A 22,000-nucleotide genomic window follows, 5' to 3' on the forward strand; every position below is an offset into this window, starting at 1 on the left:
CTCGTCCCCGCCGGGGTGGAAACGCCGAGTCAGCTCGCCCGGCCGCGTACGCGGATCACCTTCCGGTTCACGAACTCCGCCATTCCGTACGCCCCCAGCTCCCGCCCCACGCCGGACAGCTTGACCCCTCCGAAGGGGAGGTCCTCCTGGGTCTGGGAGGAGCCGTTGATCGAGACCATGCCGACGTCGAGCGCGTCGGCGACCGCCTTCGCGGCGGCGAGGTCGCGGCCGAACACGACGCTGCCGAGGCCGTACGGGGTGTCGTTGGCGAGGCGGATCGCCGTCGCGGTGTCGGGGACGCGGTGGACGACCGCGACCGGGCCGAAGATCTCCTCCTGGTACGCCCGCATACCGGGGGTGACCCCGGTGAGGACGGTCGGTTCGACGAAGGCACCCTCGCGGGCCGGCCGCTTGCCCCCCGTCACCGCCGTCGCGCCCCGCTCCACCGCGTCGTTCACCTGCGCGATCACGGCCCGGGCGGCCTCCTCGGAGGAGAGGGGACCGAAGGAGACGCCGTCGTCGGTGGGGTCTCCAACGGTCAACGCCCGCACCGCGTCCGTGAAGGCGCCGAGGAAACGGTCGTAGAGAGGGTCTACGACTATGAACCGCTTCGAGGCGGTGCACGCCTGGCCCGCGTTGCCCATCCGGCCCTCGACGGCCGCGGCGACGGCGGCCTCCAGGTCGGCGTCGGGAAGGACAACGAAGGGGTCGGAGCCGCCGAGTTCGAGGACGTACTTCTTGAGGTGGCGGCCCGCGACCTCGCCCACCGCTCGCCCGGCCCGCTCCGAGCCCGTGAGCGACACCCCCTGGACCCGAGGGTCCGCTATGACGCGGGCGACCTGCTGGTTGGTGGCGTACACGTTGGTGTACGCGCCCGCCGGCAGTCCGGCCGCCCGCATGATGTCCTCGATGGCCTGCGCCGACTCGGGGCAGTTCGGGGCGTGCTTGAGGACGACGGTGTTGCCGAGGACGAGGTTGGGGGCCGCGAAGCGGGCGACCTGGTAGTACGGGTAGTTCCACGGCATCACGCCGAGCAGCACGCCCAGCGGCTCGGACCGTACGACCACGTCGTCGCCGCCGCGGATGTCGAGCCGCTGGTCGGCGGCCAAGTCGGGGCCGTGCTCCGCGTAGTACGCGAAGATCGCCGCCGACAGGTCCACCTCACCCAGGGCTTCGCGGGTGGTCTTGCCCATCTCGCGGGTGACGATCGCGGCCAGTTCCTCCCGCCGGTTCTCGAACTCCCGGGACACGGCGAGTACGGCGTCGGCCCGCTCTTCGACCGGGCGTCGCCGCCAGGCCGTGAACTCCGCTGCCGCCGCCTCGACCGCGCGGTCGACCGTGGCGTCGTCCGACGTCGGGTACCGCCGCACGAGAACGTTCGTGGCCGGGTCGACGATCTTGTATTCCGTCACGCGTGTCTTCTTCCTTCGCATAGCCAAAGGTGGATCAGCCGAGGTGCAGAAGCGTCCGGAGGTCCTCGCCCGCGCGGATCCGCCGCAGGAGCTCCGGCTCCGCCGCGTCCGACAGTTCCGCCTCGTGCACTACGGCGGCCAGCGCTGCCGGCGGCAGGGCGATCACGCCGTTGGCGTCGCCGATGACGATGTCCCCCGGCGCGATGCGGACACCGCCGATCTCCACGGGCACCTGGTGCCGCCCGCCCCGGCCGTCAAGCCGCTTGGTGGTCAGGCAGCTGGTGCCCCGGGCGTGGACCGGCAGGCCGAAGGCCGGGTCCGTGAGCGCGTCCACATCCGTCACCACTCCGTCGACGAGGATGCCCGCGGCTCCGCGCGCTCGCGCCGCCGCTACCGTGACGGCGCCGATCGGCGCGTGGGTGTGGTCGCCGCGCATGTCGACGACCAGCACCTCGCCGGGGCGCAGCGCGACGAGCGCGCGGTTCACCGCCACGGCGTCCGGGGCGTCGAGGGCGAGGGTGGCGGCCGTACCGGCCATCCGCCGTGGCCGGCCAAGTCGCCGGACGGCCGAGTCGACGAAGCCTTCTTCCAGGAAATGGCCAAGCGTCGGAAGGTCCACTCGACGCAGGCGCTCCAGCAACTCCCCGGGTGCGAGTCCGGCCTGATCGGGGGCGGCGGTGACGCTCACTCCCCCGCTCCTTCCTTGACCACCGCGATGCAGTCGATCTCCAGGGACACGCCCCACAGCCCCACGCAGACCGTCGTCCGCGCCGGCCGGCGGTCGGCGAAGAACGCCTCGTACGCCTGGTTGTAGGGCGCGAGCTGGTCCGGCGAGCTGAGATAGGTGTTGACCTTGACGATGTGGTCGAGATCCGAACCCGCCGCGTGGAGAACGGCTTCGAGGTTGCGCAGCGTCGCGCGCACGTCGTCCTCGAAGGCGCCGTTCGACTGCCCCGGGGCGGCGGGTATCTGACCGGTGGTGAAAACGAAGCCACCGGCGGACGTCGCCTGGACGTAGGGGCCCACGGCGGCCGGGACGCCCGGCGCCGAGTCGATCCGCTTGATCCCGCGTCCATTTGTCGCTGTTGCCGCCGTTGTCGCTGTGCTCATGCGACCGCCCCGATCGGGCGCGCGGCGGACCGGGACTCCACGCCCGGCTCGTCGATGTCCCCGAACCGTGTCTCCGCGAGCAGGAGCAGGGCCAGCAGGGACAAGGACGCGGCACCGAGCACGTACCAGGCGATCGAGGAGCTGCTTCCGGTGACCGACAGCAGCCAGGCGGTGACGGCCGGAGTCGCCGCGGAGCCCAGCAGGCCCGACAGCATGTAGGCGACCGAGAGGCCCGAGTACCGGACCCGGGTGCCGAAGAGCTCGGCGAGGAAGGTCGCGATGGGGCCGTAGTTGGCGGAGAACGCGAGCATCATGAGCGTGTAGGCAACGAAGACCCCGAGCGCCGATCCGGTGTCCAGCAGCCAGAAGAACGGGAAGGCGAGTACGGCCTCCGCCGCGATGCCCGCGTAGATGACGGGCTTGCGGCCCACCCGGTCGGACAGCCGGCCGAAGTACGGGATGGCCAGGAACGCGATGGCGCATGCCACCATGACCGCCCACAGCATCAGGTTCTTGGAGTGTCCGAGGTCGTTGGTCCCGTAGCTCACGCCGGAGGCCACCATCAGGGTGAAGGTCGACCCCGTGGACAGGGTCGCTACGCCGCCCAGCAGCACCTGGCGCCAGTACCGGCTCATCAGCGCGAAGAACGGGATCCTGGCCTTGACGCCCTCCTCCCGGACCGCCTGGAAGGACGGCGTCTCCTCGATGTGGAGCCGGATGTAGAAGCCGATCCCGACGAGGATCGCCGAGGCCAGGAAGGGGATCCGCCAGCCCCACGAGTACAGCGCGTCACTGCTCGTGGTCGAGGCGACCAGCAGGAACGCCCCGTTGGCGAGCAGCGTTCCGATCGGCACCCCGATCTGGACCATGGAGCCGAAGAATCCGCGCCGGTTCTCCGGTGCGTGCTCGACGGTCATCAGTACGGCACCGCCCCACTCGCCGCCCAGCGCGAGACCCTGCACCACGCGGAGGCCGAGCAGCAGGAGGGGCGCGGCCACGCCGAGGGTGGCGTAACCGGGCACGAGGCCGATGGCGAAGGTGGCCACGCCCATCGTCGTCAGGGAGATCAGCAGCATGGACTTGCGGCCGAGACGGTCTCCGAAGTGGCCGAAGAGCACGGCGCCCACCATGCGCGCCAGGTAGGCGGAGGCGAAGGTCAGAAACGAGAGGATCGTGCCTACGGCCCCGTCGAACTCGGGGAAGAACACCTTGCCGAAGACCAGCGCGGAGGCGGTGCCGAACAGGAACAGGTCGTACCACTCGACCGTGGTGCCGACCATGCTGGCGAGGGAGATCCTGCGCATCTTCGTCGCGTCGAGCCGGCTGCCGGTGGTCGGCGGGAAAGCGGGAGCGGTCATGGGGACTCCGGTCTGAGGTCTGAGCCGAGGAATCGTCTGGGGGACTGGGGGCTGGGGGCTGAGCGGGCGCCGTCCGGTTGGCCAACGGTGCATCGACGACTTCACCGACCACAAGGAGCAGAAGCACACCGCCACGGGGCGACGACTGTGCACATGACCAATGCGCCATGTCGCGCTCCGAATTCCAGCTGAAATCTTTCGTGTTACGGACCTGGCCCCTCGCCCACGCCTGTTCATCTGCACATCGCAGCACCGCTATCCGGGGGCCTTTGCCCCGTGTCTCCGGCCGCCTCGAAAGCAACACTGGCCGGGCAACCGCGGCCTCAAGAGAAGGAACAGACCCCCGATGGCGAACGTCGCACCCGAGCCCACCGACTCCCCCGAGCGCCCCCTCTCCGCCGGCCATCTGATCGTCGCGCAACTGGAGCGCGAGGGCGTCCGGCGGGTGTACGGGGTTCCCGGTGAGTCCTTCCTCGACGTTCTGGACGGCCTGCACGACTCGTCGATCTCGACGGTGGTGACCCGGCACGAGGGCGGTGCGGGCTTCATGGCGCTGGCGGAGGGCAGGCTGACGGGCCTGCCCGGGGTGGCGATGGTGACCCGGGGGCCGGGCGCCGCCAACGCCTTCATCGCCGTCCACACCGCGTACCAGGACGCGACCCCGATGCTCCTCTTCGTCGGGCTGGTCCCGGTGCCCGACCGCGGCCGGGAGGCATTCCAGGAGTTCGACCTCAGCGGGTGGTTCGGCAGCACGGCGAAGAAGGTCGTCATGCTGGACGACCCCACCGCCGCCGCCCGCGTCGTCGCGGAGAGCGTCCACGCGGCCCGCAGCGGCCGGCCCGGCCCGGTGGTGATCGGCCTTCCCGAGGACGTACTCACCCTCCCCGCGGGCCCCGCCCTCGGGGTTCGGCCGCTTGCGGTGCCGCGGCCCGGCGCCGCAGAAGCGGAGCTGAAGGAGCTGGTGCGCCGGTTCGAGCGCGCGCGGCGGCCCCTGGTCGTCGTAGGCGGAGAGGGCTGGACCGCGGAGAGCGGCCAGGAACTCATGCGCTGGGCGACACGGCACTCGATCCCCGTCCTCGCCGACTTCCGCGCGTACGACGCCGTCCCCCACGACCTCGAAGGCCTCGGCGCCTACGCCGGCTCGCTCGGCTACGGCCGTGGCGACCACGCGGCCCGGCTGCTGGACGAGGCCGACCTCACGGTCTTCCTCGGCGCACCGCGCGGTGACGTGCTCAGCGACGGATACGCCCGCGGCCTCGACTCGGAGACGGTGCTCGTCCTCCCCGGCGACGCACAGGGCCACTGCGGCCGCATCGACCAGTTCGTCTCGGCCCACGCGCCCGCCTTCGTCCTCGACCTCGTCACCACGCCGGCGGCGCCGGACGCCGACGCCGCGTGGTTCGGGGCGGCCGTGGACACCCAGGCCCGCTTCGCCACTCCCCCCTCCGAGCCGACCGAGGAAGACACCCACGACACCTACGTCGACCTCACCGCGGTCATGGGCGTGCTGCGGGAGGAGCTCACCCACGACGCCGTCATCACCTACGGCGCCGGAAACCACGCCCTCTGGCCGGCCCGCTACCTCCCGCACCGCGCCCCGGCCTCCCTCGTCGCCCCCCGCAACGGCGCCATGGGCATGGGCATACCGGCCGCCGTCGCGGCCTCGCTGGCCTTCCCTGGACGCGAGGTCGTGTCGGTCGCGGGTGACGGCTGCTTCCTGATGAACGGTCAGGAACTGGCCACCGCGGTGGGACACGGCGCCACCTTCGTCGCCCTGGTGGTCGACAACGGCTGCTACGCGACGATCCGCGAGCACCAGGAGGGCGCCTACCCGGGCCGCCCGTCCGGCACCCAGCTGACCAACCCGGACTTCGCGGCATGGGCCCGCTCGTACGGTGCGTACGGCGAGACCGTGACCTCGCACCGCGACTTCCGCGAGGCGTTCCGGCGGGCCCGCGCGAGCGGCCTCCCGGCCGTGCTGCACCTGATCCAGGACCCGGCGGTCCGCGCTCCGGCGACCGCCGCCTGAGCCCCGAAGCCGCCCGCCCGATGAGCCGCGAGGCCACCCGCCCGATGCCCCCCGCGCCACCCCACGACCGCCGGCGCCCCACCCGCCCCCGCCAAGGTGACCTGCCTCCCTCCGTGGACGCGTTCCCGCACCCCACCCCGCAAACCGACAGGACGTGATCATGAGCAACCCCGCCACCTCTTCCACGGCTCCGACCGCACACGACGTCACCCTGCTGGAGGACTTCGCGACTCTCTCGGCGTTCGGCGCCACACCCGGCGGTGGGGTCGACCGACAGGCTGCCACCCCCGCCGACGCAGAACAGCGTGCCTGGCTCCACCGGTGGCTCACCGCCCGCGGCGCCGAAGTGCGCTACGACGGTGTCGGCAACCAGTTCGGTCTCTTCACCGTCACACCCGGAGCCCCGTACGTCCTCACCGGCTCACACCTGGACAGCCAGCCGCTCGGTGGCCGCTACGACGGTGCGTACGGCGTCCTGGCCTCGGCCCACGCCGCGCACCGGGCCGTGGAACGGTACGGCGTCTCGGACGCCGCACCGAAGTACAACGTGGCCGTGGTCAACTGGTTCAACGAGGAAGGCTCCCGGTTCAAGCCGAGCATGATGGGGAGCTCGGTGTTCACGGGGAAGCTGCCGGTCCGGACCGCCCTCACGACGACCGATCCTGCGGGCATCACGGTCGAAGCCGCGCTCCGCGGGATCGGAACGATCGGCGACTACGCCGGGCCGGACGTGGCGGCGTACGCCGAGATCCACATCGAGCAGGGCCGCGACCTGGAGAACAAGGGGATCACGATCGGCCTGGTGGATGCCACCTGGGCGGCACGCAAGTACCAGGTCGTGGTTCGCGGCGAGCAGTCGCATACCGGATCGGCGATCATGGCGGACCGACGCGACGCCCTGTTCGGCGCCTCACTCCTCGTCGTGGCGGTGCGTGAACTGGCCGAGCAGAGCACGGACATCCCGTTGCACACCTCGGTGAGCGAGATGACCATCGAGCCCAATTCTCCCGTGGTGGTCGCGCGCGAGGTGCGCATGCACGTCGATCTGCGTTCGCCCGACGAAGCGTTTCTCGACTCGGCGGCCAAGAAGCTGGCCGAGTCGATCCCCGGCATCGAGGAGCGTGCGTCGGTCACCATCGAGCAGGTTCAGACACACGGTTGGGGCGTGGCGCCGTTCCCGGCGGCCGGGGTCGAGCTCGCAGCCCAAGCAGCCGACGAACTGGGGCTCAGCCACCGGACCATGATGACCATCGCGGGACACGACTCGGTGAACATGAAGGATGTCGCGCCCTCGATCATGCTGTTCGTGCCCAGCATCGAGGGAATCTCCCACAACGAGGGCGAGTTCACGAACGACCAGGACATCAGCGCGGGCACCGATCTGCTGACCGAGGTGGTCCGCCGGCTCATGTCGGGTGCTCTGGACGGCGCACGGTGACCCGCGGGGCAGAAACGGATTACGCCTCTCCCGCGCGGTCCTTGTGGACGCGGCCGGGATCCTCACAGCCGACACCGCACAACTCCAGCGGAACGGATTCAGCACACATGAGGCCGGGAAGCCCCGTGAACACGTGAGAAGCGCAGAGGGGTGTTTTCCCGGGCCAGGCACCCCGCAACCACTGTTTCCGCAGGTTACAGCCCTCACCCGGGAAAGCTCCTAAAGCGAGTGTCGCAGGTTCGAATCCTGCCGGGGGCACAGACAGAAGGGCCGGCTCAGGAACGGTTCCTCCCAGGAGACGGAACGCACCCCGGCCGCGGACTTCGGCGCCTGTCGGAGAGCCGGCCGTCCTGCAGCTCGCTTGCGCTCGGCGAACAGTGGCGGTCAGCCCCGCCGGATCGATGCCCCGGCGCCGCGTCATCGAGGCCCTGAACCTCAGCGGCTCGCGGCGGGGCCTTCTGGCTCGGTGTGGATTGCCGCATCCGCACCGGCGGCCAGAAAGGCCCTCGTGCCGCACCGCTGACCGAAATCCGGGGCGCCACCCCCTGTGTGGCGCCCCGGCGGGTGGCGCTACGGCAACCGCTTCTCGTAGTTCTTGTCCTTGTCGGAGTCGTAGACCAGCTTGCTGTCGGCGTCATAACCCTTGATGCGCGGGGCCACGGTGACCTGCTGGTTCAGGACACCAGAGGCGACGAACCAGCCGTGGTCCAGGGCGGCCTGGCTGGTGGCGCCGCCGTAGGAGACGGTCACCCGGGCCACTGACGGCTCGACGGTGCCGATGACACCCCACCTGAACGGCAGCTTCCAGTTGCCGCGGTCGAGGATCGACTGCTGGTAGAGCTTGCCGCCGTTGATGTCGGCCATCACGGGGCCGGCGCCCGGCACATCGTCGGAGCCTACGCCGGCGTTGAGGCCGTTTGCCTTGCCGTCCTTCACGTTGCAGATCAGCCGGGTCTGCTTCGGTTGCTCCTTCACCGCGACGACGTACATGCCATCGCCGGACACGTTGGAGTCGCCGGTGCTGTTCATCGCCAGGATGATCCGGTACTCCTCGGCCGCGCCCATGTCCGTGCGGAAGTCGGCCGGGCCGAGAGTGTGCGACTGCTCGTATGCGAGGCACTCCTTCAGACCGTCGACGGCCTGCCCGAAGGTGATCCCGTCGAGGAGTTGGTCCTCCGTGGCCGGCCGCGCGGGCCTCGCCGGCGAGGCGGACGGCGTCGCTGACGTCCGCGGTGTGGCGCTGACCGGCGGTGTCGATGCCACCGTGTTCCCATCCGCATCCCCGCCGGCCAGCGCGTACGCCCCCACGGGCATCGCCACCAGCGTCACCAGGGCCGCCCCGGTCGCCGCCACCCGGCGTCGCCGCTCGACCGTGCCCCGGTGGCGGATCACCGGATACGGCACCGGCGCGGGCCGGATCGTGTTCGCGTCCCCGGCGAGCAGCTCGCGCAGCTGCTCCTCGAAGTCCCCGCCGGTTCCCGTCCCCTGCTGCTTCTGTTCCTCGTTCACTTGCTGCCTTCCTGCCCGGACGACACTCGGCTGCGGACAGGTTCGTCCACGACCTGCGCGAGCCCCGGATACGTACGCAACTTCGCCAGCGCCTTGGACGCCTGGCTCTTGACCGTGCCAGGGGAGCAGCCGAGCACCTCGGCGACCTCGGCCTCGGACAGGTCCTCCCAGTAGCGCATGACGATCACCGCCCGCTGCTTCGGCGGCAGTCCGGCCAGCGCCGCGAGCAGGGCGCTGCGCTCGTCGGCCCACGAGACGGCCTCGTCGCGCCCGGCCACCTCCGGCGGCGCCGCGGTCAGAGCCTCCGTAACCCGCCGCTTGCGGAACCGGTCGTTGTTGCAGTTGACCAGTATCCGCCGGACGTACGCATCCGGCCTGTCGCTGCGCGAGACGCGCCGCCATGAGCGGTACGCCTTGGCCAGCGCCGTCTGAGCCAGGTCTTCGGCGTAGTGCACGTCACCTGTGAGCAGATACGCGGTCCGTACGAGATGGGACCACCGCGCTCTGACGAATTCTTGGAACTCGGCCTCTTGTTTGGCCTGCATCAAGCACCCTCCCTCGCCCTCCAGACCACAGTTTCGGCGGATTCGGTTGCCCGGGATCCGGTGCCTCGTCGGTCAGGTGAGCGGGGCCACTGACAACCATCAGCTGGGACCGAAATGTCAGGCGTCTCCCGGGACCGGACGCAAGGCACCGTGATGAGCCCGGCGTCCAGGCGGGTGTCGGTCCGCCTCTGGCTGCATGCCTCACCGCGCCGCGGTCCGCGGAAGGCGACCAGGTGGAACAGCGCGTACAGACGCTCCTCGGCGACATGGCCGAGGAAACGGCCGGTGTGCTCCGGCGTCCGGACCATCACCGGTGAACTCCTCGCCCCCGACGCCGTCACGCGCCGTCCCGACCACCTTCTCGTGCACGCTGGTCGCAGCGTGCGAGCTGCGCGAACGCGTGGAGCAGGCGCGGATCCAAACCTCCACCCAGCGCACCACCTCGACGTCCTCTGCATCCTCGACGTCCTCGGCCTCCTCGACTCCGAAGACTGCGGAGAATCCGGTACGCCTTGACGACGGTCGGCTCGCCCACCCCGGCCGCAGAGCAGTTGGCCGTGTCAGGCCCGGACGCGGGACGTGGTGACGTCGGCCAGAGATCCCGATCCGATCGTCTGCGTGATGTGCAGTCGGATCACCGCCCATGGCAGCCTCGTCGCACAGGGCGGACAGTGGGATCAGGGGCATCAGGGAAGCGAGATGGTCATGGACCGTTACCCGCCCATTGCCGACCACGGCCTCGTCGGCGACCTGCAGACCGCTGCTCTGGTGTCGTCCCAGGGAGTCGTCGACTGGTTCGCGGCTCCCCGGTTCGACTCGCCCAGTGTCTTCGCCGCCCTGCTCGACCACGACCGCGGCGGCTACTTCCTGTTCGCGCCGGAAAGCCGGGCCACCACCTGCAAGCAGCTCTACTACCCCGACACCGCAATCCTGGTGACGCGGTTCATGTCCCCGGACGGGGTCGGCGAGGTATTCGACTGCATGCCGCCGGATCGCACCGGCACCCCAACGGACAGGCACATGCTGATGCGCGGAGTGCGGGCGGTGCGCGGAACGGTGCGCTTCACTTTGGAGTGCCGTCCGCGCTTCGACTACAGCCGGGCCACCCACCATCTCGACTTGCAGGACGGTACCGCCACGTTCCGTGCACCGGACGTCACCGCCTTTCTGCAGAGCACCTTCCCCCTGCAGCAGGACGGCAGGGACGTGCGGGGTGCGGTGACCTTGAGGCCGGGTGAGGTGGCCGCGGCGGTGTTCACCGTCGGCGGACCCGATGGTGACCCTCCGCCGCCGGTCACCCCGGACTCGGCGATGGAGCGGTTCTGGGACGTGGTGGAATTCTGGCAGCGCTGGGTGCACTCCTCCCGGTATCGCGGCCGGTGGCCGGGGGTGGTGCACCGCTCGGCCATCACGCTCAAGCTGCTCACCTACGCACCCACAGGTGCTCCCGTCGCCGCCGCCACCATGGGCCTGCCCGAGCAGATCGGGGGTGAACGCAACTGGGACTACCGCTACACCTGGGTCCGTGACGGCTCCCTGTCCGTGCGTGCCCTGCTCGACCTGGGGTTCGCCGAGGAGGCGACGCAGTTCACGCGCTGGCTGAGCGACCGCCTCCAGGACCGGGAGGGCGTCGAAGGCGAGCCGCTGCAGATCATGTACCGCGTCGACGGGGACTCCGAGCTGCCGGAAGAGGTTCTCTCGCACTTCGAGGGCTATCGGGGTTCGTACCCGGTACGGGCCGGGAACGCAGCAGCCGATCAGCTGCAGCTGGACATCTACGGCGAGGCGCTCTATGCCTTGTCGGAGGGGCGTGAGATCGCCGTGGGCGGCAGCTACCACGGCTGGAAGAACCTCGCGCGGACGCTGGACTGGCTCGCCGATTCCTGGGATCGCCCCGACGCAGGCATCTGGGAGACCCGTGGTGGGCGCCAGGACTTCACCTTCAGCCGAGTGATGGCGTGGGTGGCCTTCGACCGGGGGCTGCGCCTGGCGAGAGAGCACAGCCGTCCCGCCGACGCTCCTCGTTGGACCGCGGCTCGCGACGCGATCCTCGAACAGGTGATGGAGCGGGGCTGGAACGAGACGGAGCAGGCTCTCGTCCAGCACTACGGAAGCGATGTCCTCGACGCTTCGTTGCTGCTCATTCCGCGCGTCGGGTTCCTGGCGCCCAAGACGGTCAGCTGGCTGTCGACCTTGGACGCGATGGAACGCACCCTGATATCGGACAGCCTCGTCTACCGCTACGACCCCGCGGCCTCCCCGGACGGTCTGCGGGGCTCCGAAGGCACGTTCAGTCTCTGCACCTTCCTCTATGTGGACGCTCTTGCCCGCGCCGGGCGGATTCGTCCGGCGCGCTATGCCTTCGAGAAGATGCAGACCTACGCCAACCACGTCGGCCTGTTCGCTGAGGAGATCGGCCCCAGTGGCGAGCAGTTGGGCAATTTCCCGCAGGCTTTCACGCATCTGTCCCTGATCATGGCGGCCACCACCCTGGACAACGCCTTCGCGCCTGCCGCTCGTGGCCGCCGCAGCGGTTCAGCCGCCGGTGGCGAAACCGGGAAAGAGGGTCATGCCGCCGTCCACGTAGAGAGTGGTGCCCACCACGTAGTCCATGAGGTCCGAGGCGAGCCCGACGACCGCGTGGGCGATGTCCTCCGGATCGCCGACGCGCCCGTAAGGAATCAGCTGCAACAGGTCCTTTTCGGCGTCGGGGGTGTTCCAGGCGCTGCGATTGATGGGAGTCCTGATGGCTCCCGGAGCAATTGCGTTGACCCTGATCCTGTGGGGCGCGAGCTCCTGGGCGAGCGTCTCCATCATCATCTGCACGCCGCCCTTGGAGGCCGCGTAATTGACGTGGCCGGCCCAAGGGATGAGTTGGTGCACCGAGCTCATGCAGATGATCTTCCCGGCCGCTCGCGACACCTCGGGGACGACTCCCCTTCTCAAGAACTCCTTCGTCGCCTCCCGGGCGCACAGGAACTGGCCGGTGAGGTTGACGTCCAGCACCTTCTGCCACTGGGCCGTCGTCATCTCGGTGAACGGAGCGTCGCGCTGCAGCCCGGCGTTGGCCACGAGGATGTCGATGGTTCCGAACTCCTGCACCATCCGATCGATCATCGCGACGACCTGGTCCTCCTGGGACACATCGGCCTCGTACGCCTTCGCGCGCACGCCGAACCCGGAGATCTCCCCGACCACCTGCTCGGCCTCCTCGCGCCCGGCGACGTAGTTCACGACCACGTCGGCTCCGGCGCGCCCCAGGCCGATGGCCGTCGCCTTGCCGATGCCAGAGTTCGCGCCGGTGACAAGTGCCTTCTGGCCCTTCAGCAGTTGCGAGGGAATGAGGCCCTGCGGGGCTCCCTGAGTCACACTCACGCCGGTTCTCCTCCTCGACTGGCCGACCTCGCGACCACAGGTGAGTCAGGTCGGCTCCTGCCGACACCGAACCATCCGAAAGCCCGGGTCACACGCCGGACACGGACGGATTGCACCGATCGGTCGAACGCGACCGGGCCTCGGGGACATGGGGCTCCGGAGCCGAACGGCAGCGCAGCCTTTCCCGGAGTGCGGGCAAAGTACGCGCGGGCTACGCTGTTTGGCAGGAAGGCCAGGATTTCTGGGCGGTTCTACCCGCCGGTCGCCTTGTACGCGATAACCAACCTTCTGCGGCGACCCGACGAGCGCGGTGCATCTCCTGGCGACCGCGGAGCTGGGCAACGGCTGCACGCGTTCACTCGCGCCGTCTCGCGCCGTGCGCTCCTTGCGCTCCTTGCGCTCCTTGCGCACCGAGTGGCGACGGTTTCCGGGCCCGCAGCTTGTAGTCCCTGTGGAGGTCGGGATGAGAGTTGTCGTTGATCTTTCCCGATGTGAAGGGTATGCGCAGTGCGCCTTCCTGGCTCCGGACGCGTTCCGGATGCACGGCGAGGAAGCGCTGATGTACGACCCGAACGCCGACGACGCCCAGCGCGACCAAGTGCTGCGCGCCGCGAAGGCCTGTCCGGTCCAAGCGATCCTGGTCGACCGGTTGGAGGAACCGGACGCACCGGCGGAGGCGTCGCCGTCATGACCAGCGCCGACAATCTGCAAGCGTTCAAGCGCGATGGCCGCATCGTGGTTGTCGGGGCGTCGCTGGCAGGACTGCGGGCCGCGGAGGCACTGCGCGACGAGGGTTTCACCGGATCGCTGACCATGATCGGCGACGAGCTGGGCGAGCCCTACGACCGGCCCCCCCTGTCCAAGCAGGTACTGACCGGGTGGGTGCCGGCCGAAAGCACCAAACTGCCGCGACGTCGTGACATCGATGCGGAGTGGCTGCTGGGTGTGCCTGCCGGCGGGCTGGACCTGGGGACCAACCACATACGTCTCGCCGACGGACGCGACGTCCCCTTCGACCGGGTGTTGATCTCCACCGGGGTCCGGGCCCGGCCTTGGTTCGTCGAGAGCGAGGCGGCTCTGGACGGGGTCTTTGTCGTGCGCACGCGCGAACACGCCGGGGGCCTGCAGCGAGCCCTCGCCGCCGGCCCCTCGCGCGTCCTGGTCATCGGTGCGGGATTCACCGGCTCCGAGATCGCCTCAGTCTGCCGCGAACGGGACATCCCGGTGACCGTCGCCGAACTCGCGCCGGCCCCGCTGGTCGGGGCGCTCGGCGCCATGATCGGTGAGGTTGCGGCGGACATGCAGCGCGCTCACGGTGTAGACCTGCGCTGCGGTGTCAAGGTGACCCGGCTGGAGGGCGACGCGCAGGGGCGGCTTCGCCGCGCTCACTTCGACGACGGCACCACGATCGACGCCGACGTGGCGGTGGTGGCACTCGGTGGCATCCGCAACACCGAGTGGCTGCAAGGCTCAGGACTGGCGGCGGGTGTCTGGGGAATCGCCTGCGACACGGGCTGTCGCGCCCTCGACCTCAACGGCCTCGTCACCGACGATGTCTTCGTCGCCGGAGACGTGGCACGCTGCCCGAACCCGATCTACGAGTACCGGCTCATCTCGCTGGAGCACTGGGCCAACGCAGTGGAGCAGGCCGAGGTCGCGGCACACAACATGGTCAGCTCCCAGGCGGACCGCTGGCCCCACCTGTCCATCCCGCTGTTCTGGTCGATCCAGTTCGGCGTCAACATCAAGTCCGTCGGCGTGCCGACCTTCGCCGACGAGGTGGTCGTCACCCAGGGATCGGTGCCCGACCACCGCTTCGTCGCCGCATACGGCTACCGGGGCCGCGTCACCGCGGCAGTGAGCTTCAACAACGCGAAGTGGCTGGACCACTACCGGACGCTCATCGAGACGGCCGCACCCTTCCCGCCTCCCTGCCCCACGCCCGACCGGCCCGCCGACATGAAACCGGTGCCCGTCGACTTCCCCGGGCCCGTTCTGCTCGCCCAGGGCGCCACCGTCGTCGTCACCGGCCACGATCCGGGCGAGCGACGCGTCACGGCCGCGCGCCAGCACCGGTAGGAGGGAAGCGAGATGACCACGATCAACACGCCCGACCTGCTGCGCCGGGTCCTCGACCACTCCTCCCGGGCCGACCCGTATCCGCTGTACGCCGAGCTGCGCAAAACACCGGTGGCCCGGCAGGAGGACGGCAGCTACGTCATCAGTACCTATCGCGAGATCACGGACATCCTGCACAACCCGCACCTGAGCTCCGACACCCGCAATCTCTCGCATCCGACGGCCGGAGCCGAGGAGCATACCACGCCGGCGTTCATCAACCTCGACCCGCCCGAGCACGACCGCCTGCGGCGTATGGCGATGCGCCATTTCGGCCCCCCGCACACCCCGGGGCTGGTGACCGGCATGGAACCCGCCCTGACCGCCACCGTCAGCGGCCTGATCGACGCTTTTGCGGGCAAGGAGCAGATCGACGTCGTGGACGACTTCGCCTACCCGTTCCCCGTCACCGTGATCTGCCACCTGCTCGGCGTGCCACGCGAGGACGAACCGCGGTTCCACCTGTGGGTGAACGACATCATCAACTCGATCGACTACGACCCCAAGACCGATCCGAAGGAAAAACTGGACAACGGCGTGCAGGCCCGCAAGGACTTGCGCCAGTACCTCGGCGGGCTGCTCGAGCAACGCCACGGCCGGCCGGGCGACGACCTGTTGTCACGGCTGGCCAACGACGACGGGCCCGACGGGCGGATGACCGACGAGGAAATCGCCAGCACCGCCAACCTGCTGCTGATCGCCGGCCATGAGACCACCGTCAACCTCATCACCAACGGCATGCTGACGCTGCTGCGCCACCCGCAGGTGCTCCAGCGCCTGCGCGACGAACCGGGCCTCGTCATACCGCTGGTCGAGGAACTGCTGCGTTACGAGCCGCCCGTGCACATCATTCCCTGGCGGGCGGCGTACAGCGACATCGCTGTCGCCGACACCGTGATCCCCAAGGGCTCGCAGATCATGCTGATGCTGGCCTCGGGCAACCGCGATCCGGACCGCTTCCACGATCCCGACCGCTTCGACCCCGATCGGCGTGACAACCAGCACCTCGGCTTCGGCAGCGGCATTCACCTGTGCTTCGGCGGCCCGCTGGCCCGAAGGGAAACCCACATCGCACTGACCGAGCTGGTACGCCGCCTCGACCGGCCAAGGCTGGTCGCCGACCCGCCACCGTACCGGCGCAGCCCCGTTCTGCGCGGGCCGATCCACCTGCGCATCGAGCAGGGCGACGGTTAGCGCGACGATCGTGCCGGACGGCGCTTCGCCGATCCGGGCCGTGGAGACGGACCGGTCCCCGCCGATCCGTCTCCACGGCCTCCGTCACGGCGCCGCCAACGCCGGCTCACGCGGCCGGCGCCGATGGCGACGCGGCAGGAAGGCTGGGTGCGCTCCAAGTGACGGGGCCTCGCAGCAAAAGAACGGTCCGATTGCATGGGCGAGTTCGGTGCCGTCCTCGGCATGGGCGACCTCCTCGTGTACGCCCTCTTCACCACCGTGGCCTACAAGGCGTACGGACGTTCGGGGCTGACCTTGGCCCTTGGGCTGTGTCGCCGTGTTCGCGCGCTCGTGCCGACGCTGACACCCATCACGGTCGAGGCGCTCACCGGACACCTTCCGAAGGTTGTGCCCGCGCAGATCTTCTTCGGTCCGGCCGCGTTCTTCGGGTACGTCGTGCTGCGGCGGCGCGGCCCGGAGCGGCGCATGGCCGATGTCCGGCCGCCCGCGCGGCTCGCGACAGCCCACGGACAGCTGGAGGCCGCGAGCCCCCGCACTCGCGCGTGAGCCGTCAAGGGCCCTCGGGGCCCGGTCCAGCCGGGGGCTGAGTCCGGCACGCGCTGCTGGGGTGTGGCTCGGCTCCGCGGCCGATCAGATCAACGACGAAGCAGCGGAGAACAGCCGCCCGCCTTTACGGCTTCCCGCCCGAGGAACACCCGCCATTCGTCCGGGCCCGCGGGATTCGCCCGCCACTGGCCAATATCGGAGCGCCGCAGGATCAGGCCCGCGCCCTTGACACCTATGAGTCATCCAGTTGCGACATTTCTTTAAAGCATTGGGTCGGGGTTCTACATCGGCACGGCGCCCGGTATTGGTGCCGCGTTCATGTCCTGCTCCTACCGTTTGCCTCGCCCGGCCTGTCCCGGTGCATCGTCCAACGTCCGAGGAGAGCACCCCGCACATGCGCAGCAGACCAAGCAAGATCCTGGCGGTTCTCGCCGTGACCGGTGCACTTGCCGCCAGCACCGCGGCGACCGCCAACTCCGCGCCCCAGCAGGGCGGCAATGGCAAGAAGCCGGAGATCCGTAACGTCATCTACCTGCTCGGCGACGGCATGGGCCGTACCCATGTCACCGCCGGGCGGGAGCGCTACTACGGCGCCGAGGGCAAGCTGAACATGGAGCGGCTGCCGAGCTATGGCGCGGTGGCGACGTCCGCCGTCGAGAAGGGCAGTGACCGGCCGGCGCTGGTCACCGACTCCGCCAGCGCGGCCACCGCGTGGTCCTCCGGTGTGAAGACGTACAACGCGGCCATCGGCGTCGACTCGTACGAGAAGAAGCTGCCCACGCTGATGGAGCAGGCCAAGAAGTCGGGCTTCGCGACCGGCAACGTGTCCACCGCCGAGATCACCGACGCCACCCCGGCCGCCCAGATGAGCCACGCTCTGCTGCGCGGCTGCCAGGGCCCGGTGTACTCCGACGCGGCGTGCCTGCCGAAGAAGGACGACGGGTCGTACGAGGACAAGCCCGCCGACAAGACCCTGATCACGCCGATCGCCCAGCAGATCGCCCGTAACGGCACCGCCGACGTGATCTTCGGCGGCGGCCTCGCACGCTTCGCGCCGGACGACCAGAAGGCGCTGGGGTCGCAGGGCTACCAGGTGCTCGGCAGCTTCGGCGACCCGGCGCTGCCCGCCCAGACCGCTGAGAGCCAGAAGGTCGCCACCAAGGCCGATCTCGACAAGGTCAAGAGCGGCAAGGTCGTCGGACTGTTCAACCGCGGGAACCTGACGGTCGAGACGTCCAAGGCCGGACTGCCCGCCGCCGCCCCGGAGAAGAAGGAGCCGACGCTCGCCGAGCTGACCAAGAAGTCGATCTCGCTGCTCGACGGCCGGTCCAAGAAGGGCTTCCTGCTCCAGGTCGAAGGCGCGCTGATCGACAAGCGCTCGCACGCCAACGACGCGTCGCAGACCCTGGGCGAGATCAAGGCGTTCGACGACGCGGTCAAGGCCGCCACGGACTTCGCGAAGAAGGACGGCCACACCCTCGTCGTCGTGACGGCGGACCACGAGTGCGCCGGCTTCAACATCATCGAGAAGGGCACCTTCACCAACGCCGAGGCGGCGGCCCCGCCGGCCAACAACGACTCGGGCAACACGGCCAACGACTCCGTACCCGCGCGCTCGTCCTCGGCCAACGTCAAGGACCCGGCCCGCTCCTCCGGCATCGTCAACGGCTCGGGTGCCGGCGACGCCAAGAACTTCGGCCCGGCCACCTTCCGTACCCCCGACGACCCGGCGGGTGTGAAGGACGGCAGCAAGGACGCCGGCCTCTGGCTGACCTACCTGTCCGGTAACCACACCGGCGCCGATGTGCCGATCTACGCGTACGGACCGGGCAACAGCGCCTTCGCCGCCAGCCAGGACAACACCGAGCTCTACGGCAAGATGTACCGCTCGCTGTTCGGCACCGCACCGCACGGCCACTGACCGTCGCTCAGCCACACGACCCGGGGCCGGGAGGGGGTGCCCCTCCCGGCCCCGGGTCGTTCGTATCCCAGGAGCATGTCCGATGAGACACCCGATCCGCATCACGACGGCCGCCGCGCTGGGCGCTCTCGCGCTGACCGCTCTCACGGGCTGCGGAACCTCCGCGGGGACCGACCCGGGCAAGGGCGAGCCGCTCGCGGCCGCCACCTCGGCCACCGGTCTGCCCCTGCCCCCTCCCCGTTCCGCGCCGTCCCCGGCCGCGACGCTCCCGGCGCCCCCCGCGCAGGGCGAGGTACGTGTCGAGGAAGGGCCGTTCACCGACCGCATCCGCCTCACGCGGCTCACGCTCACCGGCGGGTCCGCCGTCAGCGGGCATCTGGCGATCACCTCCGACGTCAGCGATGTGCTCGCGCTGGAGCTGAGTGCCGCCTATTACGATTCCCGGGGTCGTTTCATCGGCACCGGCAGCTTCCAGTACCAGGAAGAGGGGCAGGACGCAGAAGGCGGCCATCACCACGACGGGCCGCGCGCGGCGGGCGAGGGCATCGACTTCAAGGCGCCCGCCACCAAGCTCACCGGCACCGCGGCAGCCGCCGTCGTCTCCGTCCCCGTCCTGGTCAACGAGTAGCCGGGCTGGTCGACGAGCAGCCGTCCTGGTCAGCGCGCAGCCGGGCGTCCGGTACGACACGACCAGAAGAGCACGGCGTACATGGGCGTACTCCATCGTGGGGCGTGAAGTGCCCCGGCCGCACCTGTGGACGTGCGGCGCGGCGTTCAGACGATCGGCGTGGACACGGCGCCGATTCCGTCGATCGTCACCTCGACCACGTCTCCGGCCTTCAGGTACACCTGCGGTGTACGAGCCCGCCCCACTCCGCCGGGGGTTCCGGTGAGGATCAGGTCTCCGGGGCGCAGCGGCAGCATGGTGGACACGTACGTGACCAGGTGGGCCGGGGTGAACAGCAGGTCCGCGATCCCGTGTTCCTGGACGGATGTTCCGTTGACCGTGGTACGCAGGACCGCGGTGGTGGGATCGAATTCATCGGGCGTGACCAGGACCGGACCCACCGGGGTGGAACGCGCCCAGATCTTGCCCTGCAGCCACTCCGTCGAACGGTACTGCCAGCCCCGCATCGAGATGTCGTTGGCGACCGTGAAGCCGGCGATGTACTCGCCCGCTTCCTCCTTGCCCACCTTGTAGGCGGTCCGTCCGATGACGACGCCGAGTTCGCCCTCCCAGTCCATCTCGGGATCCTCCGCCACGGCCGCCACGGAGTCGGTGGGGCCGGTCAGGGTGTCGGCGAACTTCGCGAAGAGGGTGGGGTACGAGGGAAGGTCCCGGCCCATCTCCTGGATGTGGCCGGTGTAGTTGAGTCCGGCGCAGAGCACCTTCGACGGGTTCGGTACGACCGTCTCCAGCTCGACCTCGTCCACGCGGTGCCGGCTTCCGGTGGCGTTCCTCGCGATCTCCCGCCAGTTCTCGTTCGCCAGCAGGGCGCCGTGTCGGCATGGCCGGGGATCTCGGTGAGCACGTCACCGTCCAGCCGGGCCGCGATCGTCCCGTCGTGGGTGCGCAGGGTTGCCAGTTTCATGTCTCTCTTCTCCTCTTGTCCCGTTCGACGGCGCCGGCGCCGTCAGGCGGCCGTCGCGGCCGGCTCGGGGACGACCAGGTCGAAGAAGCCCCAGTGCGCGCCGGCGGGCAGCGTGCCCGACAGCATCCGGCCGCACTTCTGCGTCACGATGTGCGAGGAGCCCCGGTGCTGGCTTCCGGCATGGCTGTCGCGGAAGAAGCGCTGCAGGATGCCGTCCCGCATGACCTGCGCACCCGCGAATCGGTGCACGAGCTGGCTGATCTCCAGCGCGGTACGGGTGGCGAGGCTGCAGGCGAGCCGCGACATCGTCTCCTGCTCGTCGTTCAGCTGGGCTCCCGCAGCGAGCGTCGACTCGTTGTCGCGCAGGGTGTCGCGCAGCAGCGCCATCGTGCCCCGGACGTGCGAGAAGTGCCGCGCGAACTCGCCGAAGAACTCGTCGCTGGTGACCAGGGAGCCCTCCGCCGGGTCCTTGCGCCGGGTCAGCTCGCGCAGTTCGTCGAGCATGCGCCGCCCGACGCCCTGCGACCAGGCGGCCTGGTGCAGGCCGGCCAGCAGAGCAGGGCTGAGCCAGTGCGTGGAACGGCCTCGGCGGGCGTTCTCCGGGCCGATGCCGAACACGTACTTGTCCTCGACCAGCACGTCCTCGGCCCGGTAGTCGAGACTGGCGGTCGCGCGCAGTCCGAGCATCTCCCAGTTGTCGCTGATCCGCACGGCCGAGCGGGGCACGAGGCAGACCAGCCGCTCCCCGGTCTCCTCGACCGTCGCCGCGAGATTGAGGTGCGTGGCCATGGACACCCCGGGGGCGAACTGCCAGACGCCACTCACCCGGTAGCCGCCGTCGACCCGTACGGCCCGGCCGGTGAACGAGGTCGACTGCCCCGCCACCAGCGGGCACCCGCCGTCGGCGAAGAGCTCGGTCACCGCCTCGTCGCCCAGGTAGGTGGCCGCGGTCGCCGTCTCACTCGTGACGGCACGCACGAGCCAGACCAGCGAGGCGTCGGCGTGCGACAGCTTCTCCACCACGTGCAGGACCTGCAGGGGCGAAGCCTCCATACCGCCGAGTTCGGCCGGCACGTGCAGCTTGAAGATTCCGCTGTCGCGGAGTGCGTCCTGCACCACGGGGGTCGGACGGCGCAGCCGCTCGCTGTCCGCGGCCTCGCTCTGCAGGAGCGGGTAGATCTCGTCCAGTTTCTCCAGCAGCCCGGAGAATTCCACTTCCACCTGCGTGTGGACCGTCACGGTCGGCTCCTTTCGGACTGCGCGCCGTCCTTGGCGTTGTCTTCGGTGTCCTGGGCCAGCGCGCTCCACTGGCCGCGGTAGAAGAGCAGGGGCCGGGTGTCGTCCTGCTGGCCGTAGGACAGCACACGTCCGAGCACCAGGGCGTGGTCCCCGCCGTCGTAGCCCGCCCATGGCGTGCACTGGAAGTACGCCAGTGAACCGTTGATCCGCGGCGCCACGTCGTCCTCGACCCATTCGATGGGCTGGGACTGCGGCTTGCCCGCGAAGTGGAGCGCGGTGTCGAGCTGGTTGTCCCCGAGGACATTGACCGCGAAGGGGCGTTCGAGCAGATACGTCAGTGCGCGCGAGGTCCGCTGCATGGAGACCAGCACCAGGGGCGGGTCCAGAGATACCGAGGTGAAGGAGTTCACCGTGACCCCGTAGTAGCTGTCGTCCGCCTGGTAGGTGAGTACGACGACGCCGGTGGCGAAGTTGCCCAGCGTATTGCGAAGTTGACGGGGATCGGCGAGCGATTTTGACGGAAGTCCATGCTCCCCTGCCTTTCATGGCCCCCGGGAAATACCGACAAGCAGGCAGATTAGCCGCGATCGTTCATGAGCCCGACAGCCCCTCGG

General features: G+C 69.7%; 18 protein-coding genes and 1 pseudogene. 9 read left to right on the forward strand and 10 right to left on the reverse strand.

The genetic code is table 11. The annotated features are described in order from the left end of the window. Positions 1–29: 29 nt before the first annotated feature. From OG936_RS14145 to OG936_RS14160, 4 genes are read right to left on the reverse strand one after another with little or no spacing between them, the layout of a single operon-like run. On the reverse strand, positions 30–1,412 hold the full coding sequence (locus tag OG936_RS14145) for an NAD-dependent succinate-semialdehyde dehydrogenase (RefSeq protein WP_406494995.1): 1,383 nt from the start codon (positions 1,410–1,412) through the stop codon (positions 30–32). Between the two features lie 34 nt (positions 1,413–1,446). Then, the gene (locus OG936_RS14150) at positions 1,447–2,100 is read right to left on the reverse strand and encodes an RraA family protein (protein ID WP_406494996.1); all 654 of its coding nucleotides are present in this window, start codon (positions 2,098–2,100) and stop codon (positions 1,447–1,449) included. Beyond that, a complete protein-coding gene (locus OG936_RS14155; protein WP_406494998.1) occupies positions 2,097–2,522 on the reverse strand; it encodes a RidA family protein in 426 nt (141 codons plus the stop codon). Before OG936_RS14155 ends, OG936_RS14150 begins: the two co-directional genes overlap by 4 nt. Further along, complete coding sequence (locus tag OG936_RS14160; protein WP_406494999.1) at positions 2,519–3,880, reverse strand: MFS transporter; 1,362 nt, start codon at positions 3,878–3,880, stop codon at positions 2,519–2,521. The genes OG936_RS14155 and OG936_RS14160 overlap by 4 nt, the downstream gene beginning before the upstream one ends. 346 nt (positions 3,881–4,226) lie before the next feature. Here OG936_RS14160 and OG936_RS14165 point away from each other — a divergent pair, with 346 nt between their 5' ends. Next, positions 4,227–5,909 (forward strand): thiamine pyrophosphate-dependent enzyme, encoded by a 1,683-nt coding sequence (locus OG936_RS14165; RefSeq protein ID WP_406495001.1) that lies wholly within the window; start codon positions 4,227–4,229, stop codon positions 5,907–5,909. 160 nt (positions 5,910–6,069) lie between these two features. Continuing rightward, positions 6,070–7,347: a M20 family metallo-hydrolase gene (locus OG936_RS14170; RefSeq protein ID WP_406495003.1), complete on the forward strand. Its 1,278-nt coding sequence runs from the start codon at positions 6,070–6,072 to the stop codon at positions 7,345–7,347. A 570-nt stretch (positions 7,348–7,917) separates the two neighbouring features. Here the strand turns inward: OG936_RS14170 and OG936_RS14175 are convergent. Together OG936_RS14175 and OG936_RS14180 are read right to left on the reverse strand one after the other, a co-directional pair. Beyond that, the gene (locus OG936_RS14175; RefSeq protein ID WP_406495005.1) at positions 7,918–8,856 is read right to left on the reverse strand and encodes a hypothetical protein; all 939 of its coding nucleotides are present in this window, start codon (positions 8,854–8,856) and stop codon (positions 7,918–7,920) included. Further along, the gene (locus OG936_RS14180) at positions 8,853–9,401 is read right to left on the reverse strand and encodes a SigE family RNA polymerase sigma factor (protein ID WP_406495007.1); all 549 of its coding nucleotides are present in this window, start codon (positions 9,399–9,401) and stop codon (positions 8,853–8,855) included. The genes OG936_RS14175 and OG936_RS14180 overlap by 4 nt, the downstream gene beginning before the upstream one ends. Before the next feature lie 705 nt (positions 9,402–10,106). On the opposite strand from OG936_RS14180, the pseudogene OG936_RS14185 reads away from it, so the two are divergent. Continuing rightward, a pseudogene (locus tag OG936_RS14185) lies at positions 10,107–11,924 on the forward strand (glycoside hydrolase family 15 protein); the annotation flags it as partial. Between the two features lie 12 nt (positions 11,925–11,936). Here the strand turns inward: OG936_RS14185 and OG936_RS14190 are convergent. Further along, on the reverse strand, positions 11,937–12,731 hold the full coding sequence (locus tag OG936_RS14190) for an SDR family oxidoreductase (RefSeq protein WP_406500439.1): 795 nt from the start codon (positions 12,729–12,731) through the stop codon (positions 11,937–11,939). Between the two features lie 508 nt (positions 12,732–13,239). Here OG936_RS14190 and OG936_RS14195 point away from each other — a divergent pair. From OG936_RS14195 to OG936_RS14220, 6 genes are all read left to right on the forward strand, one after another. After that, positions 13,240–13,467, forward strand: a complete 228-nt coding sequence (locus OG936_RS14195; protein ID WP_406495009.1) for a ferredoxin — start codon at positions 13,240–13,242, stop codon at positions 13,465–13,467. After that, complete coding sequence (locus OG936_RS14200) at positions 13,464–14,855, forward strand: NAD(P)/FAD-dependent oxidoreductase (RefSeq protein WP_406495010.1); 1,392 nt, start codon at positions 13,464–13,466, stop codon at positions 14,853–14,855. The genes OG936_RS14195 and OG936_RS14200 overlap by 4 nt, the downstream gene beginning before the upstream one ends. Positions 14,856–14,867: 12 nt before the next feature. Next, positions 14,868–16,088, forward strand: coding sequence for a cytochrome P450 (locus OG936_RS14205; RefSeq protein ID WP_406495011.1), 1,221 nt, complete (start codon positions 14,868–14,870; stop codon positions 16,086–16,088). 195 nt (positions 16,089–16,283) lie between these two features. Next, a complete protein-coding gene (locus OG936_RS14210) occupies positions 16,284–16,634 on the forward strand; it encodes a hypothetical protein (RefSeq protein ID WP_406495013.1) in 351 nt (116 codons plus the stop codon). 394 nt (positions 16,635–17,028) lie between these two features. Next, positions 17,029–18,555, forward strand: coding sequence for an alkaline phosphatase (locus tag OG936_RS14215; protein WP_406495015.1), 1,527 nt, complete (start codon positions 17,029–17,031; stop codon positions 18,553–18,555). 82 nt (positions 18,556–18,637) lie between these two features. Then, complete coding sequence (locus OG936_RS14220; RefSeq protein ID WP_406495017.1) at positions 18,638–19,183, forward strand: hypothetical protein; 546 nt, start codon at positions 18,638–18,640, stop codon at positions 19,181–19,183. A 146-nt stretch (positions 19,184–19,329) separates the two neighbouring features. On the opposite strand, the gene OG936_RS14225 is transcribed toward OG936_RS14220, so the two are convergent. The 3 genes from OG936_RS14225 to OG936_RS14235 form a co-directional block, all read right to left on the reverse strand. After that, positions 19,330–19,989 carry a fumarylacetoacetate hydrolase family protein gene (locus OG936_RS14225; protein ID WP_406495019.1) on the reverse strand — a complete coding sequence of 220 codons (660 nt, stop codon included), beginning with the start codon at positions 19,987–19,989 and terminating at the stop codon, positions 19,330–19,332. Positions 19,990–20,189: 200 nt separating this feature from the next. Then, a complete protein-coding gene (locus OG936_RS14230; protein WP_406495021.1) occupies positions 20,190–21,386 on the reverse strand; it encodes an acyl-CoA dehydrogenase family protein in 1,197 nt (398 codons plus the stop codon). Beyond that, positions 21,383–21,865: a flavin reductase family protein gene (locus tag OG936_RS14235; protein ID WP_406500441.1), complete on the reverse strand. Its 483-nt coding sequence runs from the start codon at positions 21,863–21,865 to the stop codon at positions 21,383–21,385. The genes OG936_RS14230 and OG936_RS14235 overlap by 4 nt, the downstream gene beginning before the upstream one ends. Positions 21,866–22,000 lie beyond the last annotated feature (135 nt).

Origin of the sequence: Streptomyces sp. NBC_00846 (genome assembly GCF_045207325.1) — a bacterium.
In the GTDB taxonomy this organism is placed as follows: Bacteria; Actinomycetota; Actinomycetes; order Streptomycetales; family Streptomycetaceae; genus Streptomyces.

What these genes read in the sequence shown, in the direction of transcription:
- OG936_RS14155 (WP_406494998.1), bottom strand. Translation starts at nt 2,522, where the DNA reads ATGAGCACAGCGACAACGGCGGCAACAGCGACAAATGGACGCGGGATC.
- OG936_RS14160 (WP_406494999.1), bottom strand. Translation starts at nt 3,880, where the DNA reads ATGACCGCTCCCGCTTTCCCGCCGACCACCGGCAGCCGGCTCGACGCG.
- OG936_RS14165 (WP_406495001.1), top strand. Translation starts at nt 4,227, where the DNA reads ATGGCGAACGTCGCACCCGAGCCCACCGACTCCCCCGAGCGCCCCCTC.
- OG936_RS14170 (WP_406495003.1), top strand. Translation starts at nt 6,070, where the DNA reads ATGAGCAACCCCGCCACCTCTTCCACGGCTCCGACCGCACACGACGTC.
- OG936_RS14180 (WP_406495007.1), bottom strand. Translation starts at nt 9,401, where the DNA reads ATGCAGGCCAAACAAGAGGCCGAGTTCCAAGAATTCGTCAGAGCGCGG.
- OG936_RS14195 (WP_406495009.1), top strand. Translation starts at nt 13,240, where the DNA reads ATGAGAGTTGTCGTTGATCTTTCCCGATGTGAAGGGTATGCGCAGTGC.
- OG936_RS14200 (WP_406495010.1), top strand. Translation starts at nt 13,464, where the DNA reads ATGACCAGCGCCGACAATCTGCAAGCGTTCAAGCGCGATGGCCGCATC.
- OG936_RS14205 (WP_406495011.1), top strand. Translation starts at nt 14,868, where the DNA reads ATGACCACGATCAACACGCCCGACCTGCTGCGCCGGGTCCTCGACCAC.
- OG936_RS14210 (WP_406495013.1), top strand. Translation starts at nt 16,284, where the DNA reads ATGGGCGAGTTCGGTGCCGTCCTCGGCATGGGCGACCTCCTCGTGTAC.
- OG936_RS14215 (WP_406495015.1), top strand. Translation starts at nt 17,029, where the DNA reads ATGCGCAGCAGACCAAGCAAGATCCTGGCGGTTCTCGCCGTGACCGGT.
- OG936_RS14220 (WP_406495017.1), top strand. Translation starts at nt 18,638, where the DNA reads ATGAGACACCCGATCCGCATCACGACGGCCGCCGCGCTGGGCGCTCTC.